This is a genomic window from Leucobacter sp. 7(1) (assembly GCF_900163635.1).
Lineage (GTDB): Bacteria > Actinomycetota > Actinomycetes > Actinomycetales > Microbacteriaceae > Leucobacter.
This window is the reverse complement of record NZ_FUID01000026.1, coordinates 209,786-232,871: the sequence shown is the minus strand read 5'-3', so window position 1 is coordinate 232,871 and position 23,086 is coordinate 209,786. Positions and strand designations below refer to the sequence as shown.

15 protein-coding genes are annotated in these 23,086 nt (G+C 67.4%); 1 reads left to right on the top strand and 14 read right to left on the bottom strand.

Annotated features, from left to right (window positions below; translation table 11 throughout):
- The 8 genes from FM113_RS06400 to FM113_RS06365 all read right to left on the bottom strand — a co-directional run.
- Positions 1-1,212: hypothetical protein (locus FM113_RS06400; RefSeq protein WP_217895965.1), on the bottom strand; the 1,212-nt coding region annotated here is incomplete at its 3' end.
- Positions 1,209-1,907, bottom strand: a complete 699-nt coding sequence (locus FM113_RS06395) for a heme oxygenase (biliverdin-producing) (RefSeq protein WP_087012661.1) — start codon at positions 1,905-1,907, stop codon at positions 1,209-1,211. The genes FM113_RS06400 and FM113_RS06395, both read right to left, overlap by 4 nt.
- An 87-nt stretch (positions 1,908-1,994) precedes the next feature.
- Complete coding sequence (locus FM113_RS06390) at positions 1,995-4,922, bottom strand: S-layer homology domain-containing protein (RefSeq protein ID WP_087012659.1); 2,928 nt, start codon at positions 4,920-4,922, stop codon at positions 1,995-1,997.
- A gap of 88 nt (positions 4,923-5,010) precedes the next feature.
- A complete protein-coding gene (locus FM113_RS06385; protein WP_087012657.1) occupies positions 5,011-7,125 on the bottom strand; it encodes an HtaA domain-containing protein in 2,115 nt (704 codons plus the stop codon).
- Positions 7,122-8,228 carry a hypothetical protein gene (locus FM113_RS06380; protein WP_087012655.1) on the bottom strand — a complete coding sequence of 369 codons (1,107 nt, stop codon included), beginning with the start codon at positions 8,226-8,228 and terminating at the stop codon, positions 7,122-7,124. Before FM113_RS06380 ends, FM113_RS06385 begins: the two co-directional genes overlap by 4 nt.
- Positions 8,225-9,118, bottom strand: a complete 894-nt coding sequence (locus tag FM113_RS06375; RefSeq protein ID WP_087012653.1) for a heme ABC transporter ATP-binding protein — start codon at positions 9,116-9,118, stop codon at positions 8,225-8,227. The genes FM113_RS06380 and FM113_RS06375 overlap by 4 nt, the downstream gene beginning before the upstream one ends.
- Positions 9,118-10,314 (bottom strand): iron ABC transporter permease, encoded by a 1,197-nt coding sequence (locus FM113_RS06370; protein WP_087012651.1) that lies wholly within the window; start codon positions 10,312-10,314, stop codon positions 9,118-9,120. The genes FM113_RS06375 and FM113_RS06370 overlap by 1 nt, the downstream gene beginning before the upstream one ends.
- Positions 10,311-11,432 (bottom strand): hemin ABC transporter substrate-binding protein, encoded by a 1,122-nt coding sequence (locus tag FM113_RS06365; RefSeq protein ID WP_087012649.1) that lies wholly within the window; start codon positions 11,430-11,432, stop codon positions 10,311-10,313. The genes FM113_RS06370 and FM113_RS06365 overlap by 4 nt, the downstream gene beginning before the upstream one ends.
- Positions 11,433-11,493: 61 nt before the next feature.
- Here FM113_RS06365 and FM113_RS06360 point away from each other — a divergent pair, with 61 nt between their 5' ends.
- On the top strand, positions 11,494-15,264 hold the full coding sequence (locus tag FM113_RS06360) for a S8 family serine peptidase (protein ID WP_087012647.1): 3,771 nt from the start codon (positions 11,494-11,496) through the stop codon (positions 15,262-15,264).
- A 45-nt stretch (positions 15,265-15,309) separates the two neighbouring features.
- Here FM113_RS06360 and FM113_RS06355 read toward each other — a convergent pair whose 3' ends face one another.
- The 6 genes from FM113_RS06355 to FM113_RS06330 form a co-directional block, all read right to left on the bottom strand.
- Positions 15,310-16,002 carry an endonuclease/exonuclease/phosphatase family protein gene (locus FM113_RS06355; protein WP_087012645.1) on the bottom strand — a complete coding sequence of 231 codons (693 nt, stop codon included), beginning with the start codon at positions 16,000-16,002 and terminating at the stop codon, positions 15,310-15,312.
- A gap of 147 nt (positions 16,003-16,149) precedes the next feature.
- Complete coding sequence (locus FM113_RS06350) at positions 16,150-17,703, bottom strand: DUF5684 domain-containing protein (protein ID WP_087012642.1); 1,554 nt, start codon at positions 17,701-17,703, stop codon at positions 16,150-16,152.
- A 105-nt stretch (positions 17,704-17,808) separates the two neighbouring features.
- On the bottom strand, positions 17,809-18,243 hold the full coding sequence (locus tag FM113_RS06345; protein ID WP_087012639.1) for a hypothetical protein: 435 nt from the start codon (positions 18,241-18,243) through the stop codon (positions 17,809-17,811).
- Positions 18,240-20,645: a transglutaminase domain-containing protein gene (locus FM113_RS06340; RefSeq protein WP_176387096.1), complete on the bottom strand. Its 2,406-nt coding sequence runs from the start codon at positions 20,643-20,645 to the stop codon at positions 18,240-18,242. The genes FM113_RS06345 and FM113_RS06340 overlap by 4 nt, the downstream gene beginning before the upstream one ends.
- Before the next feature lie 23 nt (positions 20,646-20,668).
- A complete protein-coding gene (locus FM113_RS06335; RefSeq protein WP_254908901.1) occupies positions 20,669-22,006 on the bottom strand; it encodes a DUF58 domain-containing protein in 1,338 nt (445 codons plus the stop codon).
- A complete protein-coding gene (locus FM113_RS06330; protein ID WP_087012635.1) occupies positions 22,003-23,076 on the bottom strand; it encodes a MoxR family ATPase in 1,074 nt (357 codons plus the stop codon). Before FM113_RS06330 ends, FM113_RS06335 begins: the two co-directional genes overlap by 4 nt.
- Between the last annotated feature and the right edge of the window lie 10 nt (positions 23,077-23,086).

Below are 23,086 nucleotides of genomic sequence, written 5' to 3'. Positions count from 1 at the left end.
CTTGTAGAACTTGTCACCCGGCTTCATATCCGTAAACGGCACCTTCACCGGCGGCGCAACTTCTTCCGGGGTCTCCGTAAACCGAAGCCGGATGGGGTGCGGGATCTTCGAGTCGTCGGTGGCGACACTGCTCCGCGTGAAGAACAGGTTGATCGCGGGGTGCAGCAGAGACACAAACTCTGTGGGGAACGAATCCGCATAGTCGTGGGCCCAGGTTCCGGGCGCTCCGGCTTGACCGGCCCAGTTCAACTCGATCGTGGTATCCACGTTCCCGCCACTGTCCGGAGCGATCTGGGCCCCCGAGAAGGTCGCGATTGTGACGCGCACCGGGTCGATCGGGAATGCGTCTGTTCCGAGTTCGTAGCTGCCGCTGAACACTGCCGTCAGGTAGCCGTCGCCGGTGGGGGCAATATGCAGCTGCGGATCCGCGAAGTCCCAGTGGTTCGCACTACCTGAGGTGAGGCGGACTTCACCCGTGTACGAGATGATGCGGTTCCCCGCTGCGTCGCGCGTCCCCGCGCCCTCGGAGAACGTGAACGGCCGGAAATAGTACGCCTGTTTCTGCGCGACCGTGTCGCCGGGGGTCGCCTCTGGCAGGGTGACTGCCCCGGAGCGCACTTCGCGTTCAAAGCCGACCTCGAAATTGCTGAACCAGATGTTCGCCACGGTCCACTCAAGGCTCGTGCTCCCGATTGTCGCGACTGGGCCTCCGGTCAGGGCGATGTCCGGGACCAGGCGGGAGGTGTCGACGATCCGGTAGTCGCGCGCCGCGCTCTCCGCCGCTGCAAAGACCGCCGGATCCCTGGGTGTGAATCGCGCCGTGATCCGGCGCAGCCCGGCCGCTGGCCAGGCCGCGGTTTCGAGCGTCGCCGTCGCGGTGCCGCCGCTGCCGGTCACCGGGATCGATCCCAGAGCAGTCGCACCATCCCAGAACTCCATTTCGCCAGCCAGCACCTCGGTGTTGGTGCTCGGCGCCCAGGTTACCGTGCCTGAGATCGGAGCGGACTGTCCGAGGAGATAGAGAGTGCGCGTTCCCACAACCGGCGGGGCCACCCGCACAGCCGTGGCGAGTGGGGTGCTCGCGTCGTCGTTGATCCTTGTCGTCACCGGCCCCGCCGTGGAAGGCTCGGGAACCTGTGCGAGCGCGATTCCGGGGGTCGCGACCATCGCGCACACAAGTGCGCAGGTTCCGATCACGCGTGTAAGGTTCACGCGCGGTACTCCAGGAAGCGCTCTTCCAGATCAGCCCCCGCGGCGTTATTCAGATCGTAGGCGAGCTGTACCTCCGCGGCGATCAGCGCCCGGTCCGCGTCGGTGACGGGCTGCGCATCAAGCAGCTCGCGGTATGTGTTCTTAAAGGCGCGCGGATCGGGGATGCCGGGGAACGCGTAGAACCGCACCCCATCTTCTCCGGTGATGCCGTAGCTGTCGCGGAACATCTTGACGATCATGAGGCCGCCAGACAGATCCGCCAGGTAGCGCGTGTAGTGGTGCGCGATGAAGTGGGGCAGGGAGATCGGCGCGACTTCACGTAGGCGAGCCGCATACGCTTCGATCCCCGGTGTCGCGTAGCGGCCACGGACTTCGCGCTCCCAGTCTGGCCCGATCCAGTGGGCGAGGTCTGCGCGTAGTGCAGGGAGGCGGCGGAGCTCCGGCATCGCGAAGGCGAAGTCTGTCCCCTGCTGCTCGATCTGCGCGCTTGTCGCAGCCTCAAGCGCCTCGTACATGAGGAAGTGGTGGGCGGCCTGCGCCGCGATCCCGGCTCGGTTCAGCCCGCCGCGGAGGTAGGCCGTGGCGTAGCGAGGCTCCGGCACGTCGTGTTCGCTGTCACTGCGGCGATGACCGCCGAGCGACACCTGTCGGAGCAGGGTCGAGAGCGATTCGGTCTGGGTCTGCTGCGCGTTCATGGTGACGCGTCTCCTTCGTATCAAGACGGAAAAGTGGGGGTGGTGGGGCGCTATTCGCACCCCGCCACCCCCACTCACCGGGCTGGGTTAGTGCTGTGAGCGGTAGATGAACGCGGCCATCGCCTCACGCGACGTCGCATTCTTCGGCAAGAACTTCGGCTTCCCCGACGGCTGCTTCGTGCCCGTCGACAACCCCGAATCCTGCATCCACGCAATCTCCCGATAGAACTTGTCCCCGGGCTTCATATCCACAAACGGCGACACCTTCGGAGCAGAGAACTTCGGCCCCTCCATCCGGAACATAAACGCCGCCATCGCCTCACGCGTGATCTGACTCTTCGGCATGAACTTCGGCTTGCCCGACTTCTGCTTCGTGCCCGTCGAGATCTTCTCCGCATACATCCACGTGATCTCGTTATAGAACTTGTCACCCGGCTTCAGATCAGCAAACGGCGACACCTTCGGACCCTGATACGTCGCACCCTCCAAACGGTACAAGAACGCCGCCATGGCCTCACGCGACACATTCTGCTTCGGCAAGTACTTCACCGAACCATCTGCCTGCTTCGACCCCGTCGACAACTTCGCCTCAAACATCCAAGCGATCTCCTTGTAGAACTTGTCACCCGGCTTCATATCCGTAAACGGCACCTTCACCGGCGGCTTGATCGGCGGCTTGCCATCTTCCGGAACGAACTTCAGGTCGACCGACAGTTCGTTGATCGCCTGCCGCACACCGCCCGCACCGATCGCGTAGACGGCCAGGCGGTAGTCGCCCGCGGGCTTCTTCGCCATGACATCCGTGTAGGTGATGCCCGGCAGCGTGAAGCTGAAGCTTGCGCGGTCGTTCGCGCCGCGCGTCCACTGGACGTAGTCACCCTCGGTGGCCTGGGTCTCCTGCACCCAGCGCGTCGCAACCGCAACGCGGGTGTCCGACGCGGCGCTCTCGGAAGGCTTCCACCCACCGTTCGCGATCCAGCCCAGCGACACGTAGACGCCAGCGGGCTGGGGGGTGCCCCACGCGGTCATCGCCGAGGCGTCAATTCCGGTGCCCGAGATCGTTACGTCGGTACTCGTGCGCGGCAGCTCCCCGCTCGGGGATACGGTCAGCGCCGGCGCCGCAACCTCGGTCGAGGCAAAGGAGAGGCTCACCGGAAGCGCAGGCTTGGTCAGGTTCGACCCGGTCGTGCCGGTCTGCAGCAGGAACGAGCGCACGCCGCTATTGACGTACTGCAGGAACTCGTTTGTGAACGTGGCTCCGGAGAACTCGCCCGCCCAGGTGCCCGCGGCGACCTGACCCTCGAAGAGCGGCGTCGCTGCGAGACGAGTGGTCTCACCCTCTGCAGTGAACGCACCACCACGGAACGTCGAGATGACGATCCGGCCTGGCGTAAAGGTTTCATCCTCACCACCAACTTCGCTCCCGAAGTAGGTGATCGCGGCGTCAGCCGTGATGTACCCGTCACCCGCGGCGTTCGTGTGTACGCTCGGGTTGCTGAAATCCCAGCGCGGCATCAGCCCCGAGGTCAGACGGACGGTGCCGTCGAAGGAAACGACACGGTTGCCCGCGGCATCCTCGGAACCGGTTCCGCCAGAGAAGACGAACTCCTGGTTGGCACGATCCGTCGCGGTTGCGCCCTCGGGGAGCGGAGCGAGCGTGACTTCCTCGCCGCTGAGCACCTGCTTTGCGGGACCGCTGCCGAAGCTCATCCAGTTCGCGACGGACCACCGGAACTCCGCGTTTGCGATGCTCCGGGTCGTCGCGCCCTGCGCGATCGCGGGAACCGCTGGTGCCAGATCCACGATCCGGTAGGTGCGCTCTGCTGACTCGGAGAGTTCGAACACCGTGGCGTCAGCCGGAGTGAAAACGGCCTTGACCTGCTGTGCGCCACCCGTCAAAGCCTTCGTGGTGAGCGTGGCGGTACCCGCAGCTGCGTCGGCGGTGCCGAGGCTCGCCCCGTTCGCAAAGAACTCGACAGTGCCCACGGCCTCGGCGGGCGCAACTGTCGCAGATACTGCGACGTCCTGACCCGCGAAGTCTGTGGGGTAGCTCCCGACTGTCTGCGCCGCGACGGTTGTCGTGGTCGCGGTTGCCGGGGCATTCACCGTGAGGGTCGCGGCGTTCGACGTCGCGCTTCCTGCGTCATTCGTCGCAACCAAGCGCACCTGCGTCCCGGTAGCGGAGGCAGCGACGGCGGCAAGGGTCAGTGTCGTCGCCGTCGCGCCCTCGATGTTCGCGAACTCCTCGGACTCCGAAGCGCGCGACTGCCACTGGACGCTCGGGGCCGGGGCACCCGATGCCTCGGCGGTGAACACCGCGTCACCGCCCGCGGTGACGGTTGCGTCAACGGGCTGCGTCACGATCGTCGCGGACTGGGCGAAGGTCACCGGGGTAAACACTTCAACGCCGGCTTGCGCCTGGCCGTGCGCTCCGATTGTAATTACGCCGCACTCCTGGACAAAGCAATCGACCGCATTGCCTGCCTGTGAAGTGAACTGCGGGCCGGGGATCGTGAATTCCGCAGCCCAGTCGCCGTTCTCGTCCATATACGGCGATCCGGGCTCGGTAACGTTGCCGGGGTAGTTCACCATGATCTGGTTGGTACCGGCACCGCCGGCGTAGTCGTAGTGCTTGCCGCTCACTCCGCGTTTCGAGGGTGCCCAGCTTCCTGAGTCTTCGGCGTTCTGGGGGTTGACCACACCGAACAGGATGTAGGCACCGCCAAAGGTCGCGCCCCATGCGTTTGTCGTGGCGTAACCGGAACCGGTCAAGCTGAGGGTATTCGCATTCGCCGGATCAAGTTCAAAGCCCGGGGCGACCCGCAGTGTGGGGCTCCAGTCCACCGAGTTCGTTCCCGTCCCGGTGGCCTCCCCGTTCGGTGCGGCGAGCGCCGGGCTCGTGATCAACCCAGAGAACACAAGCGCGGACGCGGTGCCCAGCGCTGTTGCGACGGCGAGGCGTCGCCTCCGGCTCGTCGGGACGCCGCTTCCCAGCGGCGGTCGTGATACTTTCATGATTCCCTTTCTTGCATTGGGGAGTCGGCGCTTCAGGCGCCGGTTCAGTGGGCCGGGGGCGTGGCTGCGCCCCCGGCCCACACTTCAGTTACAACTCTGTGGTGGCCGTGACCGTCGGTCGGCGCAGGCGCAGCATCGCGAAGGCAAACGCTGCGGCGCTGAGCATCAGCACGCCCCCGAACATCAGGCCGCGTAGTGCCTCGTCACCGGTCTTCGCGAGCGGCCCAGTCGCCCCAGCGTTCGGGGTATTCGGGGTGTTCGCAGCGGGCTGCTGGCCGCCGCCGGTCGGGGTGTTTGCGTTTGGGTTCGCGATCGGCTTCGCATCGCCACCGTCCGGCTTCTCCGTGCCGGTCTCCTTCTCGTCAGCGGTGAAGTAGATCGGGGTGAACACCTCGCCGCCCTTGAGTGGCAGTCCGTGCGCGCCAATGGTGATGATCCCGCAGGTCATCTTGATGCAGTCGACCTCTTTGGCCTGGGCGCTCGTGAACTGCGACTTCTCGATCGGCAGCTCCATTGTCCAGTTCCCTTTGTCGTCCATCGTCGGCATCCCCGGCCCCGTGGTGTTCCCGGGGAAGTTGACCATCTGCTGGAAGGTTCCGGACGGCTTGCCGTCGTTCGCGTAGGTAAACGTCTTGCCGCTTGCCCCACCCATCGTCGGGGCCCAGTTCGGCTCGCTCGGGTCTACCCAGCCAAAGAGCACGTAGAGTCCGCCGAAGGTCGCTCCGTCGCGGGAGGTCGGGTACCCGGTCCCCTTCAGTGTCACCTTCTGGTTGGTGTCGCCGAGGCACTTGGCCGGCGTGACCTCCAGCACGGCACCCTCGGCGTTGCGACCAGTCGAGCTCCCGTTCGGGGTACATTCTTTCGCTCCGGGCGGGGTCACTACTGGGGGCTTGACCACAGGCGGCACCACCACAGGAGGAGTGGTGTTCCCGTCGTCATCGCCGTCCCGATCAGGCCACCCTGTGGGGTCCTGGCCGTCGAAGAACACTGGCGTAAAGGCCTCATTGACGGCCTTCACGTTGCCGTGTGCGCCGAAAGCGAAGATCCCGCACTGCTTCGCGACGCAGTCGATCTGATCGCCGAAGAAACCAGGAATGTTCTTCCCCGGCACCTCCATTGTGAACGACCAGCTTCCGTTCGCGTCGATTGTCGCGTCCGCGAGCTCTCCGACGTCGTCATGATGGCTCACCGCGAGTCGGGTCAGGCCGTAGGTGTAGTCCCCGAAGCCAGGGGGGCCGCTCACACCGCCCTGGCTGCGGCGCCACGCCTCAGGCTTTGAGGGATCGTCCATCGTCCCGATGCCGACGTAGATGTTCGCGGGCGCGCTCGCCGTTCCGGGGTCGAAGCCCGTGCCACTCACCGTGAGCTTCGTGCTGCCGTCCGCGGTGACCGCGTAGCCGGGCGAAACACGAATCTGCGCTGCGGTGTCAGAGTATGCCGTGCCGGTGCTGGTCCCATACGGGCCCGTCTCGGGCACCTCGGGGTCGGTTCCTGGATCGGTCCCGGGACCGGGATCAACGCTGCCGTCGGTGCCAAACCCGAGCCTTACGGTAATCGGGTCCGTGTAGTCATTCGGTGCCGCGTAGGTCGGCCCGCCGTATGACGGCAGGTGCGTCACGCCAATGTCTGCGCCAAACCGGCCTTCCTCGCTCGTGAAGCTCAGCTGATCGCCGGTGATCTTCAGATCACCGTTCTTCACGGGGAACGTGGACAACACGATGTCGTCCGTGCGGGTCTTGACGTTGTAACTCTCGATGAGATCGACGGTCAGAACCGCGGCACCATCCGCGACATCGAGCCGAAGATCCGTGAAGTACAGCCAGGACTCCCCGAATCCGATCATTTCGAGAGCACCGCCGAATTCGAGCTTCGCGGTGCCGGCCGCGGGATCCACTGCTCCCGATTTCAGCGGGAACTTCGCCGCAGCGTCACCCTTCGCGTAACTCGCGCCGTCCTCGGCCGCGATGCGCCCCTCGGTGTGCCCGAACTGTTCCAGGTACCGGCGGATCGACTGGCGGACTCCCCACTCCAGAGTGCCACCGGTGGCGACAGCCTCCGTTGCCGCGGCTTGCGGCGCAGCCGCTCCCGGCTCTGCGAATGCCGGGGCCCCCGCCCCGAGAATCACCGCGGGCGCGAGGAGCGCTGCGGTGGCACCGAGCGCCGCCCAACGGCGGCTCAGCCTTGGTTTCGTGTGCGCGTTCACAGCGCTCCTTCCCGGTGCCGGATTGCTTCCGCCGCCGCATTGATCTGTGTTTCCTGGGTCTGTGGGTTCGGAGCTTCGCCGGTATCCTTGCCCGCCGCTGCGGGGAGGACATCGAAGCGCGGATCACCCGGCGCTGGATCCTGTGCCTCGGCGGCGGCCTGGGTCGCGGCCTGGGCCGCCCGTGCCGCACGAGCCCGGCGCACGAGCGCAAAGACGACGGCACCGAGCAACGCGACAACCGCGAAGGCCAGCACGCCGATGACGAGTCCACTGCTCGAGAGTCCAGATTCCTGCGGCGCCAGGTCCTGCGTCTGCGGTGCGGGAGCGGCGACCGGTGCGTCCGAGGGCTTCGTTTCGGACGCGGTGCCTGAGCTGCTCGGCGCAGCTTCCCCGGTTCCGGGGACCTCCACAGAGGTTGCCTCATCGTCCGTGGCGGTCGAGGTGCCCGGTGCGACACCGCCCTCGGCGAAGTTCTGCCCCGCCGTTCCGGAGGCGAGCGTCCCCTCGGCGGTCATGAAACTCACCGGTGTGAACGACTCGTTGTTTGCGTTCACCATGCCGTGCGCGCCGAACGTAATCACCCCGCACTGCACCTGGAGGCAGTCAATCGTCGCTCCCTCGGTCGCCTCACCGGCGTGAGGGTTCCCGGAGATCGAGGGGAACGAGCTCCCGGGAATCCGCATCTGAGCGGTCCAGGTGCCGTCCGCCTCGATCAGCGCGTTCGCGGCGTCTGCCGACGAGCCGCCGGCGAAGCTCACGAGGATCGTAGTGCCCCCTGTTGCGGCGTAGCCAAACGTTTCCCCCGATTTGCCGCCCTGGCTCGGCGCCCACGAGTTCGTGTTGGGATCCTGCACCACCCCGAACGACACGTAGACACCGCCCGGTGCGTTGGGCAGGTACTGAAATCCGCTGCCCGAGAGCGTCACTGTTGTTTCACCGTCAGCGCTCGGAGCGGGCGACACGTCCACCCGTCCGGCCGCGTGGGCGGGCTGCGGGGTCACCACGAGCATCACGAACGCGAGCAGCGCGGTGAGAATCATGGCCGCGACGCCGAATCTGACCGCGTGCGGCGCGTGTTGGGGGGAAAGCAGCCGCGTAATCATCGGGGAACCTCCTGAGTAGTCGGGGACACGGGTGCGGGGTCCGCCGGCGGCGGATCGTCTGAAAAGCGTGTGGGGATCACCAGAGGTGATCCGTCAGTGTCGGTGAGCACGCGTACCGGGTGCCGGTAGACGGCACTGAGGAGCTCCGGCTGCATCACCTCTCGCGGCGTTCCACACATCCGGGCCGCGCCGTCTTCAAGCAGCAGGATGCGATCCGCGTAGACAGCCGCGGCGGCGAGATCGTGCAGCACCACGACAACGCCGTTGCCCTGGCGTGCGTAGCGCCGTGCAACCGCGAGCACCTGCTCCTGATAGTTGATGTCGAGTGCTGCGGTCGGCTCGTCGAGGAAGAGCAGCGGCGTGCGCTGCGCCATCGCGCGTGCGAGGGCAACCCGCGCGCGCTCACCCCCGGAGAGCGAGGGGAACGCCCGCTCCGCGAAGCGGTAGGTGTCGCTGCGCAGCAGTTCTTGGGCGATGACGTGGTCGTCTTCCGCAACGGTGCTGATCGTGCGCCAAGGAGCCCGCCCCATCTTCACGACGTCGACAACGGAAAACGGGAAACTGATGGCATTGCTCTGACGAAGCACCGCACGTCGCAGTGCCAGGTCACGCTGGGCATAGTCGGTCAGTTCGGTGCCCAGCACCTCGATAGACCCGGAGTACCCGTAGTCGCCCGCGAGCGCTCCCAGTAGCGTCGACTTCCCGGCACCGTTGGGACCGATGATGGCGACGATTTCCCCGGCGTGGACATCCAGATCGATCGCCTCGACGATTGATTTCCCGCCGAGCGTCACGGCCACCCCGCGTGCCCGCAGGATGGGGGTGCCGGGCGCGCTTGGCGCGGGCGGGACCACCTGCGTGCGCGGCCATCGGAATACGTTCGCGGGCATTACCAGCCTCCGTTTCGCGATGCGCTGCTGCTCTTGATGAGGTAGAAGAAGAAGGGTCCGCCAACCAGCGCGGTGATCATGCCGAGCGGGAGCTCGGCATACGGCAGGGCGGTTCGGGCGAAGGTGTCGGCGACAACGAGGAGGAGCGCCCCGCCCAGTGCACTCGCGGGGACAAGCACTTTGTGGCCGGGGCCCATGACCATTCGGATGACGTGGGGCACCACGAGGCCGACAAAGCCGATAATTCCGGCAAACGCGACGGCGGTGGCCGTGAGTACGGCCACGATGATGATCGCGAAGATCCGGAGCCGTTCGATGTTCAGGCCGAGGTGCCGCGCGGCGTCATCTCCGAGGCTCAGCAGGTCGAGCTTTCCCGCGATCCCGAAGGCGAGTACCAGGCCGACCGCGAGCAACGGCAGCACCGTCACCACCGAGTCCCACAATGCGCCGGCGAGGCTTCCCATCTGCCAGAACACGATCTGTTCGCGCTGGTTCGTCGTCGCGGAAAACGTCATGAGGGCCAACGCCGCACCCGCGAACGCGTTGACCGCGACGCCAACAAGGATCAGTGTGATGACCTGCGTCCGGCCCCGAGACCGGGAGATCGAGTACACCACGAGTGCCGTGATCACGCCGGTCACAAACGCTCCCAGCGGGATCGCGAATGTGCTGCCCGCGGCAAGACCGGTCACGATCATGAGACTTGCGCCGATCGCGGCCCCCGAGGACACACCGACGACGCCGGGATCCGCAAGCGGGTTACCAAACACTCCCTGCATGATCGCCCCGGCTGACGCCAGCGCGGCTCCGACGAGCACGGCGAGCACCACTCGCGGGAATCGGACCTCCCACAGCACCGCGTCGGTGTTGACGTGAGATGCGTCCGCCCCGCAGCTCAGACCGGCACGGCGGCAGAGCGACCCGATCACCTCAACAACGGGGATCTGCATCTGCCCGAGTGCTGCCGCGATCAGGGTGGCGACCACAAGTCCCGCCCCGAGCACGATGAAGAGTACGGTGGCGCGACGCGCGTTTGACGTGGGGAGCTTGGCCCGCTCCGTCTCATAGTCGAGAACCCGGGGCAGGGCGAGCGATCCGGTCGCGACTTCGGGCAGATCGACGGTGTCGAGTTCCTCGCGAGCGTCAGTATCCTCGCGAGCGTCAGTATCCTCGCGAGCGTCAGTGCGTTCGATCATGGCAGTTCCACCTCATCGAGCTTGACGCGGTACACGGACTCCGCGAGGGCTGTGAGAACTTCGGGCGTGCGCGGCCCCCACGTGAACATCTCGTAGTCGCTCATGTCGACGACGCGCTGCCGTTCACCCGCGGGCGTTAGGTCGACGCCCGGCACGGTCATGAGTCCCTCGACTCCCCCCACAGACTCCAGGCCCAGGGTGAGCATGAGGTACAGATCCGGCTCGAGTTTCAGCAGGCCCTCCGCGGTCAGCGCGCCGCTTTCCCAGTCGTTCTCGCCTGCGGCGTCGATCCCCCCCAGGGTTTCAATGATGACGCCGGCGGCCCCGGTCGTCCCATCCGGGTTGTTCCCGAACAGGTGATACACACCCGCTCGGCCTCGCATATACAGGAACACCATGCGAACCTTGTCCTCGTCCGCGACAGGGACCACCGCGTCGATACGCGCGAGGGTATCTGCGAGCCGCCGCTCGTAATCGGCGATGTAGTCGTCGCCGAGCTCGGGCACGCCGAGTGAGGTTGCGACGTCCCCGATGAGGCGTGGGATCGAGTCGAAGTCCTCAGCGGGATCGAAGAACACCACGGGGATTCCGGCATTCCGGATCTGCATTTGGACGTCGTAGGGACCCACACTGTAGTCCGTCAACACAAGGGTCGGATTCAGCGCCAGGATCGACTCCGCGTTCAGCGTGTGGTTATTCATCACGAGCGGCAGATCCTTCGCGGACTCAAATCCAGTCGTGAGATCGCGCCCCACCACGTTCGGCCCAAACCCGAGACCAAACACGATCGAGGCGATGCTCCCGGTGCCATCAAGCGCCAGGATTCGGCTCGTGTCGTCGATCGTGACGCTCACATCGTCGAGCCCGGTGAACTCGACCGGAAGGGTCGGCTGCGGGTCCGTGGTGATCGGAACAATGTCACTGGATTCGAGGAGCGCCGTGTCGGGGCCGGTGAATGTGCGGGGACTCGCCTCCGACGCGTTGGCCACGTCGGCGACGTTCGGCCCGTCCCCCACAATGAGTCCGCACCCGCTCAGCGCGAGAATCAGTGCGGATGCGATGCAGACGGTCCAGCGTCGAGTGTGCGCCGACCGTTCGGAGAAGGTTGAATAAGGCACGGCTTACTTTCATCTGATCTTTGGGAATGAGCTTTGGTTAGACTAACCTAAACTTCATCAGATGTTCCACCCCATCGTTGTCATCGACAGTTTCCGAGGACTCATGTCACACCAGACCACCCGCCCCTCGAGGACCGCACGCGCCAGGTCCGCGCGCGGCCGAACCGGGGCAATTGCCCCGCTCCTTTGTGCCGTTCTCGCTCTGAGCTTCGCTCTCCCGGCGGACCAGGCGACGGCGGGGAACATCGCGCCGAATGCGGCACACAACGCGGTACTCGAGAGCCCGGACACCACCGCGGCAGCACACCTCAGCCCGGAACTCACGGAATATCTTGACACCGCAGGGCCGAGCCCATTCCGCAACGCGCTCGATCTACCCATCGGCGACTCCGCGTCGACCACGCTTGCCTCCCCGGAGGCCACCGAGGTGGGTTCGCCGGAGCAGCCGCCGAGCGAGGCCTGGGTCGACGACCACACCGGCCGCGTGGAACTCCTCGTGTACTTCGCCGATCCCGGCGTGGCTCCGGCGGCACAGGGCGATCCGGAACTCGCCGCCGTGGCACTGCAAAGTGACGCGGAGGCGCGCTGGGACCGCATCGACCGGGAGCTTTCAGCCCTCACCGCGGACGGTTCCGTCGAAGTGTTGAACCGGTTTTGGATCACGAGCGCGGTACTTGTTTCCGCGGCCCCCAGCGAACGGGTGCTCAGCCGACTCGCGGCGCTCCCCGGTGCAATCGAGGTCACCCCGAACTTTACGATTGAGCCGCTCGACGACCTCATCCCCGAGGATCCACTACCAAACGAAGTCACGCTCGACCCTGCGGTTGTCGCTGCAGCCGATGCTGCAGCTGCCGCGGCTGATGCCGAAACCGAAGCACTCGCTGCCGCCGAAATCCCCGTCACCTACGGGATCGAGAAGATCTCGGCAGACGACGCGTGGCGCGACTTCGGTGCCCGCGGGCAGGGCGTGCGCGTCGCGGTCCTTGACACTGGAGTAGACGCGACGCACCCGGACATCGGCGCACGCCTCGTGGGCCGCGGTACCGGCGACCCGTCATACCCCGGCGGCTGGATCAACTTTGACCGGAGCGGGAAGCCCCTGGTCACGAAGCCCACGGATCCCGGGTCGCACGGCACCCACGTGGCCGGTACCGTACTCGGAGGCACCGCCTCGGGCACGAGCATTGGCGTCGCCCCGGACGCCGAGCTCATGGCCGCCAACGTCCTGAGCGGCGGCGGCAGTGCGGCAAAGATCCTCGCCGCCCTTGAGTGGGTCATGGCCCCCACCGACGGCACGGGTGCGCCCGCCGGGCGCCCGGCAGACGTCATCAATATGTCACTCGGCTCGAGCGGCTTCGAACCGGACCTGGCACGCGCGATCCGCAACGTCCGCGATGCGGGAATCTTCCCCGCGGTCGCCATTGGCAACAAAGCGGGCACAACCTCCGCCCCCGGCAACTACTTCGACGCCGTTGCGGTCGGCATGACCAACGCCGACGATCTCGTCGACGGACAGTCAAGCGGCGGTGTGCTGACCTGGGATCGCGCGATCACGCAGGAGTTCGGGTGGCCCGAACGCTATGTGAAACCAGATATCTCTGCTCCGGGCGTGAAGGTGTTCTCGGCGATGCCGGGCGGCAAGTTCGGTGAGTCGAGCGGCACTTCCATGGCCACGCCTCACGTCGCCGGTGCCGTCGCACTCATCAGATCCGCGCAGGCCGGGCTCTCCGTGACCGAGATCGAGGATGCGCTCAAGCGCACCGCCTGGCACCCGGATCCCGCAGCGGGCCCCGACATCGGCTACGGCAGCGGCCGCATCGATGTGCACGCCGCCATCAGCGCGGTGTTGGGTGACTCGGGTGTGAAGGGCACGGTCGTCAACGCGAGCACCGGTGCCCCCATCGCGAACGCGACCGTGAGCTACGGTGACCGTGGCGAGACCTGGAACACAGACGCGCAGGGCCGCTTCACCGCCCGACTCGCCCCCGGAAACTACACCCTGACGGCCGAGCGCTTCGGATTCACCACTGCGCAGACCGCGGTCGTGACCGTGGCGGCAACCGGGTTCACCGAGCTCTCGCTGCCGCTGGACCCGATCACGGTCGGGACGTTGAGCGGAACCGTTGTGGATCACGCTACATCTGCACCCGTGGCCGGTGCCGCAGTGTCGATCGCCGGCATCGAACTCACCACCACAACGGACGCGCGCGGCGCATTCCGTTTCGACGCGATGCCCGTGGGCGAGTACCGCGTGCGCGTCGCAGCCGAGGGCAAAGCCGAGGCACTCTCGGCCCCCGCGCCAGTGCGGGCGGCGCTCACCACAACGGTGTCGTTCCGGCTCGCAGACCTCAGCCGAGTGCTTGTGCTCGGTGATTCCGGCGGCAGCACCGCCGAACTCCTCGCCGACAACGGCTTCGTTGCCGAATCCCGCGCCACGGTGCCAGCCGATCCCGCCGAGCTCGGCACGTACGACGCTGTGCTCTGGGACGCTCCCGCCGGCACCGTGTCGCGGGCGCAGATCGACGCGGCGATTGCGGCGACGGACGCCTCGGGATCCGGCATCATCTGGCTCGATCTCGGCGATTCCGAGGCGAGCGGCATCGCCACGCTGCAGCGGACCATCGGCGACCCGGCCACCCGGAACTCGGCTGGCGACCGCTCCGCAAGCAGCGTTGGTTACCGCGTCACCGCCGATCACGAGATCCTGGCGGGCGGGCTCCTGAGCCCCGAAGCATTTGGGGTGGGATCAGTGATCGTCCAGAACTCGGCGACCGCGGGCACCAAGTGGGCGGCTTGGTTCGACTCACTCCGAGGCACCGCGCCGACGGTGATCGCCGAGACCGTGATGCAGTACACCGACACCTCGGTCGAGCCCCAGAGCACGAGCACCGAGGCTCTCGGCACCGGGCTCGCAGTTGACCAGCGCGCGAATAACCGGCACGCGTACCTTGCGCTCCACGGCACCTCCTCGGCGATCGACGCCCGCAACTGGTCGCCGGGTGGCGTGCAGCTGCTCCTCAACACCGTGCGCTGGGCAGCCCCCGCCGCCTCTCAAGCCCCCGAACCTGAGATCGGATTGCCGGTGCCGCCGGTCGTCAAGCCACCGGTCGTCAAGCCACCGGTCACGCCGCCAGTGGACCCGCCCGTTAAGCCACCCGTCAAGCCACCGGTGAAGCCCACTGATACGCCCACTCCCGCGCCTGGCCCGGTTGTGCAGCCCACCCACACGCCGGGTGGCGAGCAGCCCGCATCCTCTGGCGGCGGGGCCGCACGGGCGCCTGGGAACCAGGCCGCACCGAAGCCCGAGACGAAACCAGATCCGCCAGTCGGGTCGGCGCGGGAGCTGACACAGGCGAACGCCGGCGGCGTCACCGTGCGAGTTGCCGAGGGGATCGCGTACATCACGATTCCGCAGACAAAGCCGGGCGACTGGTTCTTCCTCCACGTCTACCCGCAGCAGACCGCAATCGATTGGATCCGGGCCAACAGTGACGGCGAACTCCGCGTGGATATCTCACGCCTCACCGGCGGCAAGTACCAGTTCGCCTTCACTGCGGCCGACAACTCCTTCGCCGGGTGGGTCGAGGTCGTCGTGCCCGGCACCGCGAAGTCTGCGGCCCCCGCCGGACTCGTTGATGAGGACCCCACCCAGCTCAGCGGGCTCCTTCCCGCACCGGTCGAAACCGGCGGATTCGAACTCAGCACCGCGGAACAGCTGATGCTCCTCGGCTCGGCGCTCCTCATCCTTGCCGCCGCGGGCGTTGTGCTCTTCGGCCCACGCACGCGCGTGGAGGCAGCACCCGCTCACCCAGGCCTCGCACCCGCCGTCTGAGCAGCGTGCCAGCTCACTGAAGGGTGAGCTGGCACGGGCCGGGCGTTAGGCGGCGACTGGCGCGCGCTCGGCGCTCAGCCCAGCAGAGATCAGGATCGGGAGATGATCCGAGAGGCCACGGCCGAGGGTGGACACGCTCTCGATATCGAGGCCCATCGAGGTGGCGAAGTCGAAGTGGCCGCGGAACATCTTGTAGCGCGTGTACGTGCGCTTGTCACTCAGGCTCAGTTCGTAGCCGTGGTCGCGCATCTCGGTGTCGAGCCGCCCCTTGAACACCGGGTAGTTGTAGTCGCCCACCATCAGCGCGGGCAGGCCCGGACCGAGGGCGCGCAGCTCACCGAGAGCGGCGTGAATCTGATGCCGCCGCAAGGAATTGAGCGCGGTCAACGGGGCCGCGTGGAATGAAGCGACCACAAGGTCCTGACTCGTGGCGCGGTCGTGGAGTCGGGCACCCAGCAGCCGCTCGTGAGCGGGGGCAAGGAGCCTGTCGTGTAGCGACTTCTTGAGCTGGAAAGTGTGCGCGGAGCGGGTCTCAAAGCGATCTGCGCGCACATACATGGCAAGACCGAGCCGGTTCCGCTCCGTGGCGTGCACGAGGCGCAGCTCGCCCAACTCGGCGGGGAGCGCCACGGCCTCAGCCTCCTGCAGACACAGCACGTCGATCTCGTGATCCTCGGCAAGCGCTGCGATCTCGGTGACCGCGCGATTTTTCCGCAGGTTGTAGCTAATGACCTTCACTCGAACGCCCTTCCCCGGCGCAGAACATCACCACGCCAACAGGCCTCACCCTACGCGCTCGAAGCTGAGTGCGGGCAGCTCATTTGCCGGGTGTTCACTCAGCTTCGCTCACAGCGACGCCCCGGAGCGAGGGTGTCCCGTATCCAGTTACAGCAATTCCCCACGCTCAAGCGGTCGCACACGAACCTCGAGGGTACCCAGCACCATCCGTTCTGGGACCGCGTGGGCCTGACCCGGCGCGAGCGGGGTCAGGGTGCCCGAATCGTCGGCGGCGGAGAGTCCGTTCGTGGAGTTCAGGTCCTCCACCGACCACCCCTCACCATCGAAGCGCAGGCGCGCGTGCGACTTGGACACTGTACGCGTGGGGTCCGCGAGAGAAAGCAATTCTGCCCCGTCCATCCGCTCCGGTTTGCGCCCGACAATCAGGTCGTCTCCGAGAAGTTCGAGGACCTCACCGCCCGGGAGCTCCAGGCCCCATCGGATCGGTGCGGACACAACCACAGTACGGTCGTCGACATTGTCATCCCATTCACCCACGGTCGGCGCCGTCTCCACCGGAGGAACGGGGGTCTCGGGCGCGAGATCCGGCAGCTCCGGTGCCTGCAGCGCAGGCACCGGCTCGGCAGACACAATCGGTGCGGCCACCGGGTCGAGGTCGAAAATCGAGGGGCCAGCGTCTTCGGGAACCGCAGGCGCGAGGCGCTCTGCGGGCTCCGGGGCAACGGGCAGTGCCGCTGCAGGTGTGACGTCCGCTGCATCCGGCTCTGCGGCAGTTGCCACGTGTGCCGGTGCCTCACTCCCCGGCTCGGGGTCGGCTGCCCTCACGGGTTCCGCACTCGGGCCAGCGCTCGGAAGTGCCGCGTACTCGGCCGCAGCGTCGCGGGGCGGGTCGGCGGTATCCCCGGGCCAGGCAAACGGCTCCGCGGCACGGGACGCCCCGAGCGGCGGAGCGGGTCGGGCGGCGACTTCCTCCGCGGCAAGTCGCTCGAAGTTGCCCTCGGTCGTGCGGCTAAAGCCCCAGTCGTTCATCGCGTGCGGATCCTGAGGTGTCACCGCTCCCTGGGGATTCACCGCTGGCTGCGGGCCGGGAGTTGCGGGAGGTGCGACTCCTGGAGGGGGCAGCTGCGGGACCGGCGGCAGCCCCTGCCACGCGGGATTTTCGGCCACCTGCGGGTCCTGCGGGTGTTCCGTTGCGGGCTGTGTGCCCGGTGCCACAGGGCGCGCTTCGCCGGGCGCAACCGGCTCGGGCCAGGCGGACGCGGAGCGGTGCGGTGCGAGCGGAGGGAAGGCCGACTGCCCCGTGTAGACGCTCGCCCCCGCGTACATCCCGTCAGAGATGTGGCTTGCAAGCAGCATCGCCCAGATCGGGGGCAGGAACGCACCCAGCACCGTGTACGAGGCGTCCTTTCCGAATTCCTTGTTGAGCCGGTGCACCGCCATGATGCTGAACACAATCCCGACGACCACGAGTCCAGGAACGACAACGAGCAGGACGACCCAACCGGGGAGCCCGGCGCGGTTGATCAACTGCCACTGGTTCCACAGCGGGATCCAGCCGTGGCTGCTCGGCAGCCCCAGATACGGGAACAGTTTCGAAAGCGCCCACAGGTACCACAGGAAGAACACAAACGCGACGAGCCCCCAGATGCCGAGGATCGCCCCCAGGACGGCGAATCCTCCACTGCTGAGATCGAGGTTCACGGGTGCACCACCATTCCATGTTGTTCGGCTGCCCGAAGCTCCACCTGTGGCGAAAAAAGCGGCATTCGCCTCTCAGTATTCTACGCGGCGCACCCCACCCCGCCGCTACAACCAGGACGCTGCGAGCCGACTCAGCCCCCAGACGCCTGCGGCGACGGCTGCGAGAATTCCAGCCCCTCCCCCGAGGGCGATCCACCGGAACCGTCGTGTGTGCCGGATGACCGAGCGCTGCGCCGCTCGCGCGGCCGCGGGCACACTGTCAAGACCGGCGGCGGGCGCGGGTGCCTCAGAGACCACAGCTGGTGCCGCGGGCAGGGGGCGCGCTCCAGAGACGTGGGGAAGCTTGGGAGAGAGACCCGGGCGCGGGCGCGCCAGGGTCGGCCCGGGCGCCGGCGCGATGCGGCGCACCGGATCGAGAGGTGGCTTAAACATGAGGGCGGCAAGATCCTGCGCGGCGCGTGCGTCGCTCGGTTCGGCTACCGGCGGGGCGGGAGAGGAGTTCGAGGCCGTCGCAGCCTGCTCCGGATCGTGGGTGGTCATCGTTTTCCTCCTCGCGTCCGGCCCACCCCGAACGAGGCGAGCGAGAAGCGGGACCGGAGGCGTTGCCCCCGCGACTGCGTCGACCGCAGCAGCTGGGTTTCTACACGCACACTTTCCCATACGGCGTCGGCTTCTTCAGCGCTCGGACCTACCGGTGCGAACACGGCTCGATCGACCACATCCGCAATACCCATGCCACCGGGGAGGGCCTGGGCTAGATCTCGCCGACTTCGCGAGACCCCGGCATGTGTGACGGCCCGCAGTCCCGGCGTCCCCGCATCTTCGTGCGCGTCCAGGAATTCCTCCCATGCCCCAAGCACACGTGTCTCCGGGGTCCGGGCACGGTTTCGCGACCGCCGCCGCAGCCATTTGACGGCGGGTATGAACATCACGGTGACCGCGGCCAGCACCAAAACGGCGATCCCCCACCCGACCCAGCGCAGCACGGACACGGCTTCAACGTCCGGGCGTTCGGTTCTTGACTGCTGCGGCGCAACGTCGCCGAGGCCCGCCCCGAAGTCGGGATCGCGTTCCGGAGCGTCGCGCTCTTCTGGCACCGTGGGGAACTCGGGCAGCCGCTCACCCGCGTCCAATGACCGGGGCGGGGCGACCGCCTGCGGGGTGACATCGAGCGGCGCCCACACCCCGTCGGCACCGCGCGCCTCGACCCACGCGGCAAGGTGCTCGCCGGCACAGGTCTCGGCACAGGCGGGCACACCGGGCACGCCCTCGTCGCCGAGCCGCACACCCAACACCACCCGCGCGTCGAACCCCATTGCCTGGGCGAGCAGCATCGCCGCGGTGGCAAACTGCTCATCATCGCCGACCCCGGCCACCAATGCGCCGGCCCCGGCCGCTGCCCCCGCCGTGTCTTCCTGATCGTTCAACTGAGCAAACAGTTCCTCGACCCGGGCGGTCGAGTGGCCACCCGCGCTTGCGACAAACCGCGTCCCAAATTCCGCGGCAAGACTGTCAAGCCAGTCCCGGTTCGTATCATCGCTCAGCGCGTGGCTGAGGTATCCCCGTTCGCGCAGCCTCTCGATAGCTTCTGTGAACCCGGAACCCGTCGCCGGGAGCTGCTGGGCCCGGAGCCAACGATCAAGCTGCGGGTGTCCGGCGAGGTCAATGTGCGGAGCGTCAACCGCGGGACGGTCTCCGAGCACCGGGTCCGGTGCTGCACTGAGTTCTGCGACAAAACGGTCCCCCTCGCGGAGCCCGGCGTGCGTCGGGACAACGATGCCCGCACCGGTCTCGCGGTCGAGGTAGAACGCATCGCTCAACTCGGCGGCGCGCGGTCCGCCAAAGTGTGGCGGGTCCGCGAGCTTCGAAGCGAGCGGAAGCCAGATCCCGCGATAGCCCGCGTCAATCGTCACTTCGACGCGAGTCGGCTCGGCCACAGCGTCGCCACTCGGGAACCGAGTAAAGGTGCCGGTGCCGACCGTGGGGGTGAGATCGACCCCATCGAAGTGATCGAGCACGGCGAGGCGTAACCGGCTCGGCAGCGCTCCATTGCTCACGATTGTGAAGAGTGGTTCGGTGAGGGCGGCATCACGCTTCGAGACACGGTAGCTCGCGAGCGGACTCGCCTGCTCTCGGACCACAATGACCGGGTCGATCCGATCACGCGGCACGATCCGCGGATCGCTCGCGAGCGCGGGGGCCAGTGTCGCCCCCGAGGCGAGTGCGACAAGCACGATCCCGGCACCCACTGCCCCGCGACGCAGACCCCGCGAGCGGGATCCGGGCCCCCGACCGAGGCGCAGGGCGGCTCGACGCTCCGCACCGGAGGTCCACCCCACCCAGACCGCAATGATCAGCCCGGCCGCACCCCACAGGGCAAGCTCCCGCGGGGCCGCGATGATCACGGAGCCCACGGCGACAGGCTCGCTGAGTTCGGCGGGCCCCAGGAGTGTGCCGAACGCCACGCTGGCGATTGCCGGCAGAGCTGCCCACACCGCGGTGCGAGCCGAACGACGCGCAAGCCAGACCGCGCAGGCAACCGCGCCATACACAGTCACCAACAGTGGCACCAGGACCGCCTGGTAGGTGCCCAATGGCAGGGTCAGTGTGAGGATCTGCTTCCACCCGAGCGCAACGGCACCGAAGCCGTCCCCCAGCCCGCGGAGCAGGCGCTGCGGGTCCCCGCCCAGAGCATCTGGGAGCGCGAGCGGCACAAGGAGCACCACGAATCCAAGGAGGAGTGCCGCCGCGGTGAGCGCGCCCCAGCGCCACCGTTGCCCGGCCCAGACGAGCGCGGCCGCCGTCGCGGCGGCCACTCCGACAAGCAGCCACACGCGCGGGGTCTGGTAGATCGGCCAGGCCGCCGCGCCCGTGAGCGTCGCGAGCGCCGCCACGAGCAACAGCACCGCACTGGCACGGGGTGAGCCCGGTCCGGCTGTCACGGGGACACCTTGTGCCCGGGCGTTCATACCGCGCCTCGTCGCACGAGCAAATGTGGCAGGTCTCCGAGCGCCCCGACAGTCAACACAGCCCCCGCAGATCCACGGTGGGCCACCGGGTCCGCCAGCGGCTCGCAGCGCACGATGAGGACGGCGACGTCCGGAGGAAAGACTGCTGCGATTCGGCGCAGCCGTCCGGCATCCACACGCGAGCCTGTCACGACGGCCACAAGCGAGAGGGGTCGCCGCGATTCGGCAAGCCCTCGTGCGATCCGCTCCACTGGCGGTGCCTGGTCCGTCGCGGTCAGGCGCGCCCAGGCATCAAGGAGCTGTGTCGGCGTGCGCGCCGGGAGCTCTTCGAGGCCGTCAATCGCCGAGCGTTCGCGTCCCGGTACCCACTGGGCAGCGACGAAACGTTCTCGGCCCTCACGGACTGCTTGCAGGCCGATCGAGGCCGCGACACTGACGCCGAGCTCAAACGCGTCAGCACTCACATACTCCGCGCGGTTCGCATCAAACAGTACCGCGGTGCGCGCGGTATGAGACTCCTCGTACTGGCGCACCATGAGCGTTCCGGTCTTCGCCGTCGATCGCCAGTGGATGTGCCGTCGCGCATCACCGTTGGCGTACTCGCGGACCGCGTGGAACGAAAGGTCGGCATCGGTGAGCCGGTGGCTCGGGTCACCCTCGAGATCCCGCACCAAACCGGCCGTAGTCGGCGGCAATGCCGTAGTTACCGGGTGGACATGCACGAGGTGACGGTCCGGCCAGGTGAGCTCCCGGCGAAGCAGCCCGACAGGGTCGCGCCGTGCGACTGTGAGCGGACCGACGGTGATCACCCCTCGCTGCGGCGCGGGCACCGCGAGCGGCAGCGCCGTGCTCGCCCCAGCCCCAAGCGCCGGGATCGCGATCTCACGCAGGGCGGGGCCGACCGGGAGCTCGGCCCGCGCCGGCAGGCTGGGCCGCGGAGCGGTCTGCGTCACCTCCACCTCAAGCCGCACCTCGTCCCCGGCAACCACACGCAAACGATCCGCGGCAATCCGGATCGTGTAGTTGCGGCCGCCCGCGAGGAATGGCAGCGCAACGAGAATCAATAGTGCGGCCGCCACGGCAACCGCCCACGCTTCGACCCACCCGAGCATCGCCCCGAGGAACGCGGCAACAACCGCGGCAACCACGACAACACCGCCCGCGGGCGTCACAACGTGTGCGATCCGACCCCAGGCAAGACGCAGCCCACGCGCGGCACGCCGTCTCGCGTGCCGCAACAGGACGCGACGCGGTGCCCGTGGGGCGCTCGTCTCGGTGCGGGCAACCGTCCGGGTCGCCTCACCGCCGCGTGTGGGAGGAGGGACCGCGGTCACGCGGTGCCGTTCTCCTGCGGGACGGGGGTGTCCAGAATCACCTGGCCGACAACCTGCTCGGCCGTCACCCCATCGAACTCGGCCTCGGGTTCGAGCACAAGCCTGTGGGCGAGCGCCGGCAGCGCGAGGTCCCGCACATCATCAGGCGTCACGTAGTGTCGTCCCTGGCTCGCCGCCCAAGCGGACGCGATCCGGACGAGGGCGAGTGCACCGCGCACGCTCGCTCCCAGGCGCACCTCACTCGCACGCCGGGTCCCCTCGACAAGCTGGACCGCATAGTCAGCAACCAGGGGGCTCACGTACACCCGATTCACAAAGGCTTGCGCCTGCGCCACCATCGCGGTCGATACGACGGCGGGCACGGGCTCATGAGTGCCCCGATGCTGCTGCAGGATCCGCAGCATCGCGCTCGCGTCGGGGTACCCGATGGCGGTCTTGATCATGAAGCGGTCGAGCTGCGCTTCGGGGAGACGATAGGTGCCTGCCTGCTCGATGGGGTTCTGCGTCGCAATCACGAGGAAGGGGCTGCCCACATCGTGTGAGGTGCCGTCAACCGTCACCCGCCCCTCTTCCATCACCTCGAGCAGCGCAGACTGTGTCTTGGGGCTGGCCCGGTTGATCTCGTCGGCGAGCACCACGTTCGCGAACACCGGGCCGGCATGAAACTCGAAGACTCCCGCCCGCTGGTCGTACACCGATATCCCCGTCACGTCGCCGGGGAGTAGGTCAGGGGTGAACTGAATCCGCGAGGAAGTGCCCTGGATCACTGCGGCGAGCGCGCGCGCCAGCGCAGTCTTCCCGGTCCCGGGGACATCTTCGAGCAGCACGTGCCCCCCGGCGAGCGCGCTCGCGAAGACGAGATCGATGACTCTCCGCTTGCCCTGAATGACCTCAGCAACGGCATCGCCGCAGGCCTGCACAAGCTGTTGCACCCAGCGTGCTTGCTCCGGAGTGATCGACTCCGGAAGACCGGGGGCCGGTGAATGGGGATCCGGGGTGAGCGATTCCGGGGCGGCGGCGTCACGGCTCGCGCCGCTCGCGGCGGGCTGCTCGTGGGGCGAAGTCGTCATGTGTCCTCGA

Bases quoted from the DNA above. Each gene is read 5' to 3' on its own strand.
- FM113_RS06395 (WP_087012661.1), bottom strand. From the start codon at position 1,907: ATGAACGCGCAGCAGACCCAGACCGAATCGCTCTCGACCCTGCTCCGA.
- FM113_RS06390 (WP_087012659.1), bottom strand. From the start codon at position 4,922: ATGAAAGTATCACGACCGCCGCTGGGAAGCGGCGTCCCGACGAGCCGG.
- FM113_RS06380 (WP_087012655.1), bottom strand. From the start codon at position 8,228: ATGATTACGCGGCTGCTTTCCCCCCAACACGCGCCGCACGCGGTCAGA.
- FM113_RS06375 (WP_087012653.1), bottom strand. From the start codon at position 9,118: ATGCCCGCGAACGTATTCCGATGGCCGCGCACGCAGGTGGTCCCGCCC.
- FM113_RS06370 (WP_087012651.1), bottom strand. From the start codon at position 10,314: ATGATCGAACGCACTGACGCTCGCGAGGATACTGACGCTCGCGAGGAT.
- FM113_RS06360 (WP_087012647.1), top strand. From the start codon at position 11,494: ATGTTCCACCCCATCGTTGTCATCGACAGTTTCCGAGGACTCATGTCA.
- FM113_RS06345 (WP_087012639.1), bottom strand. From the start codon at position 18,243: ATGACCACCCACGATCCGGAGCAGGCTGCGACGGCCTCGAACTCCTCT.
- FM113_RS06330 (WP_087012635.1), bottom strand. From the start codon at position 23,076: ATGACGACTTCGCCCCACGAGCAGCCCGCCGCGAGCGGCGCGAGCCGT.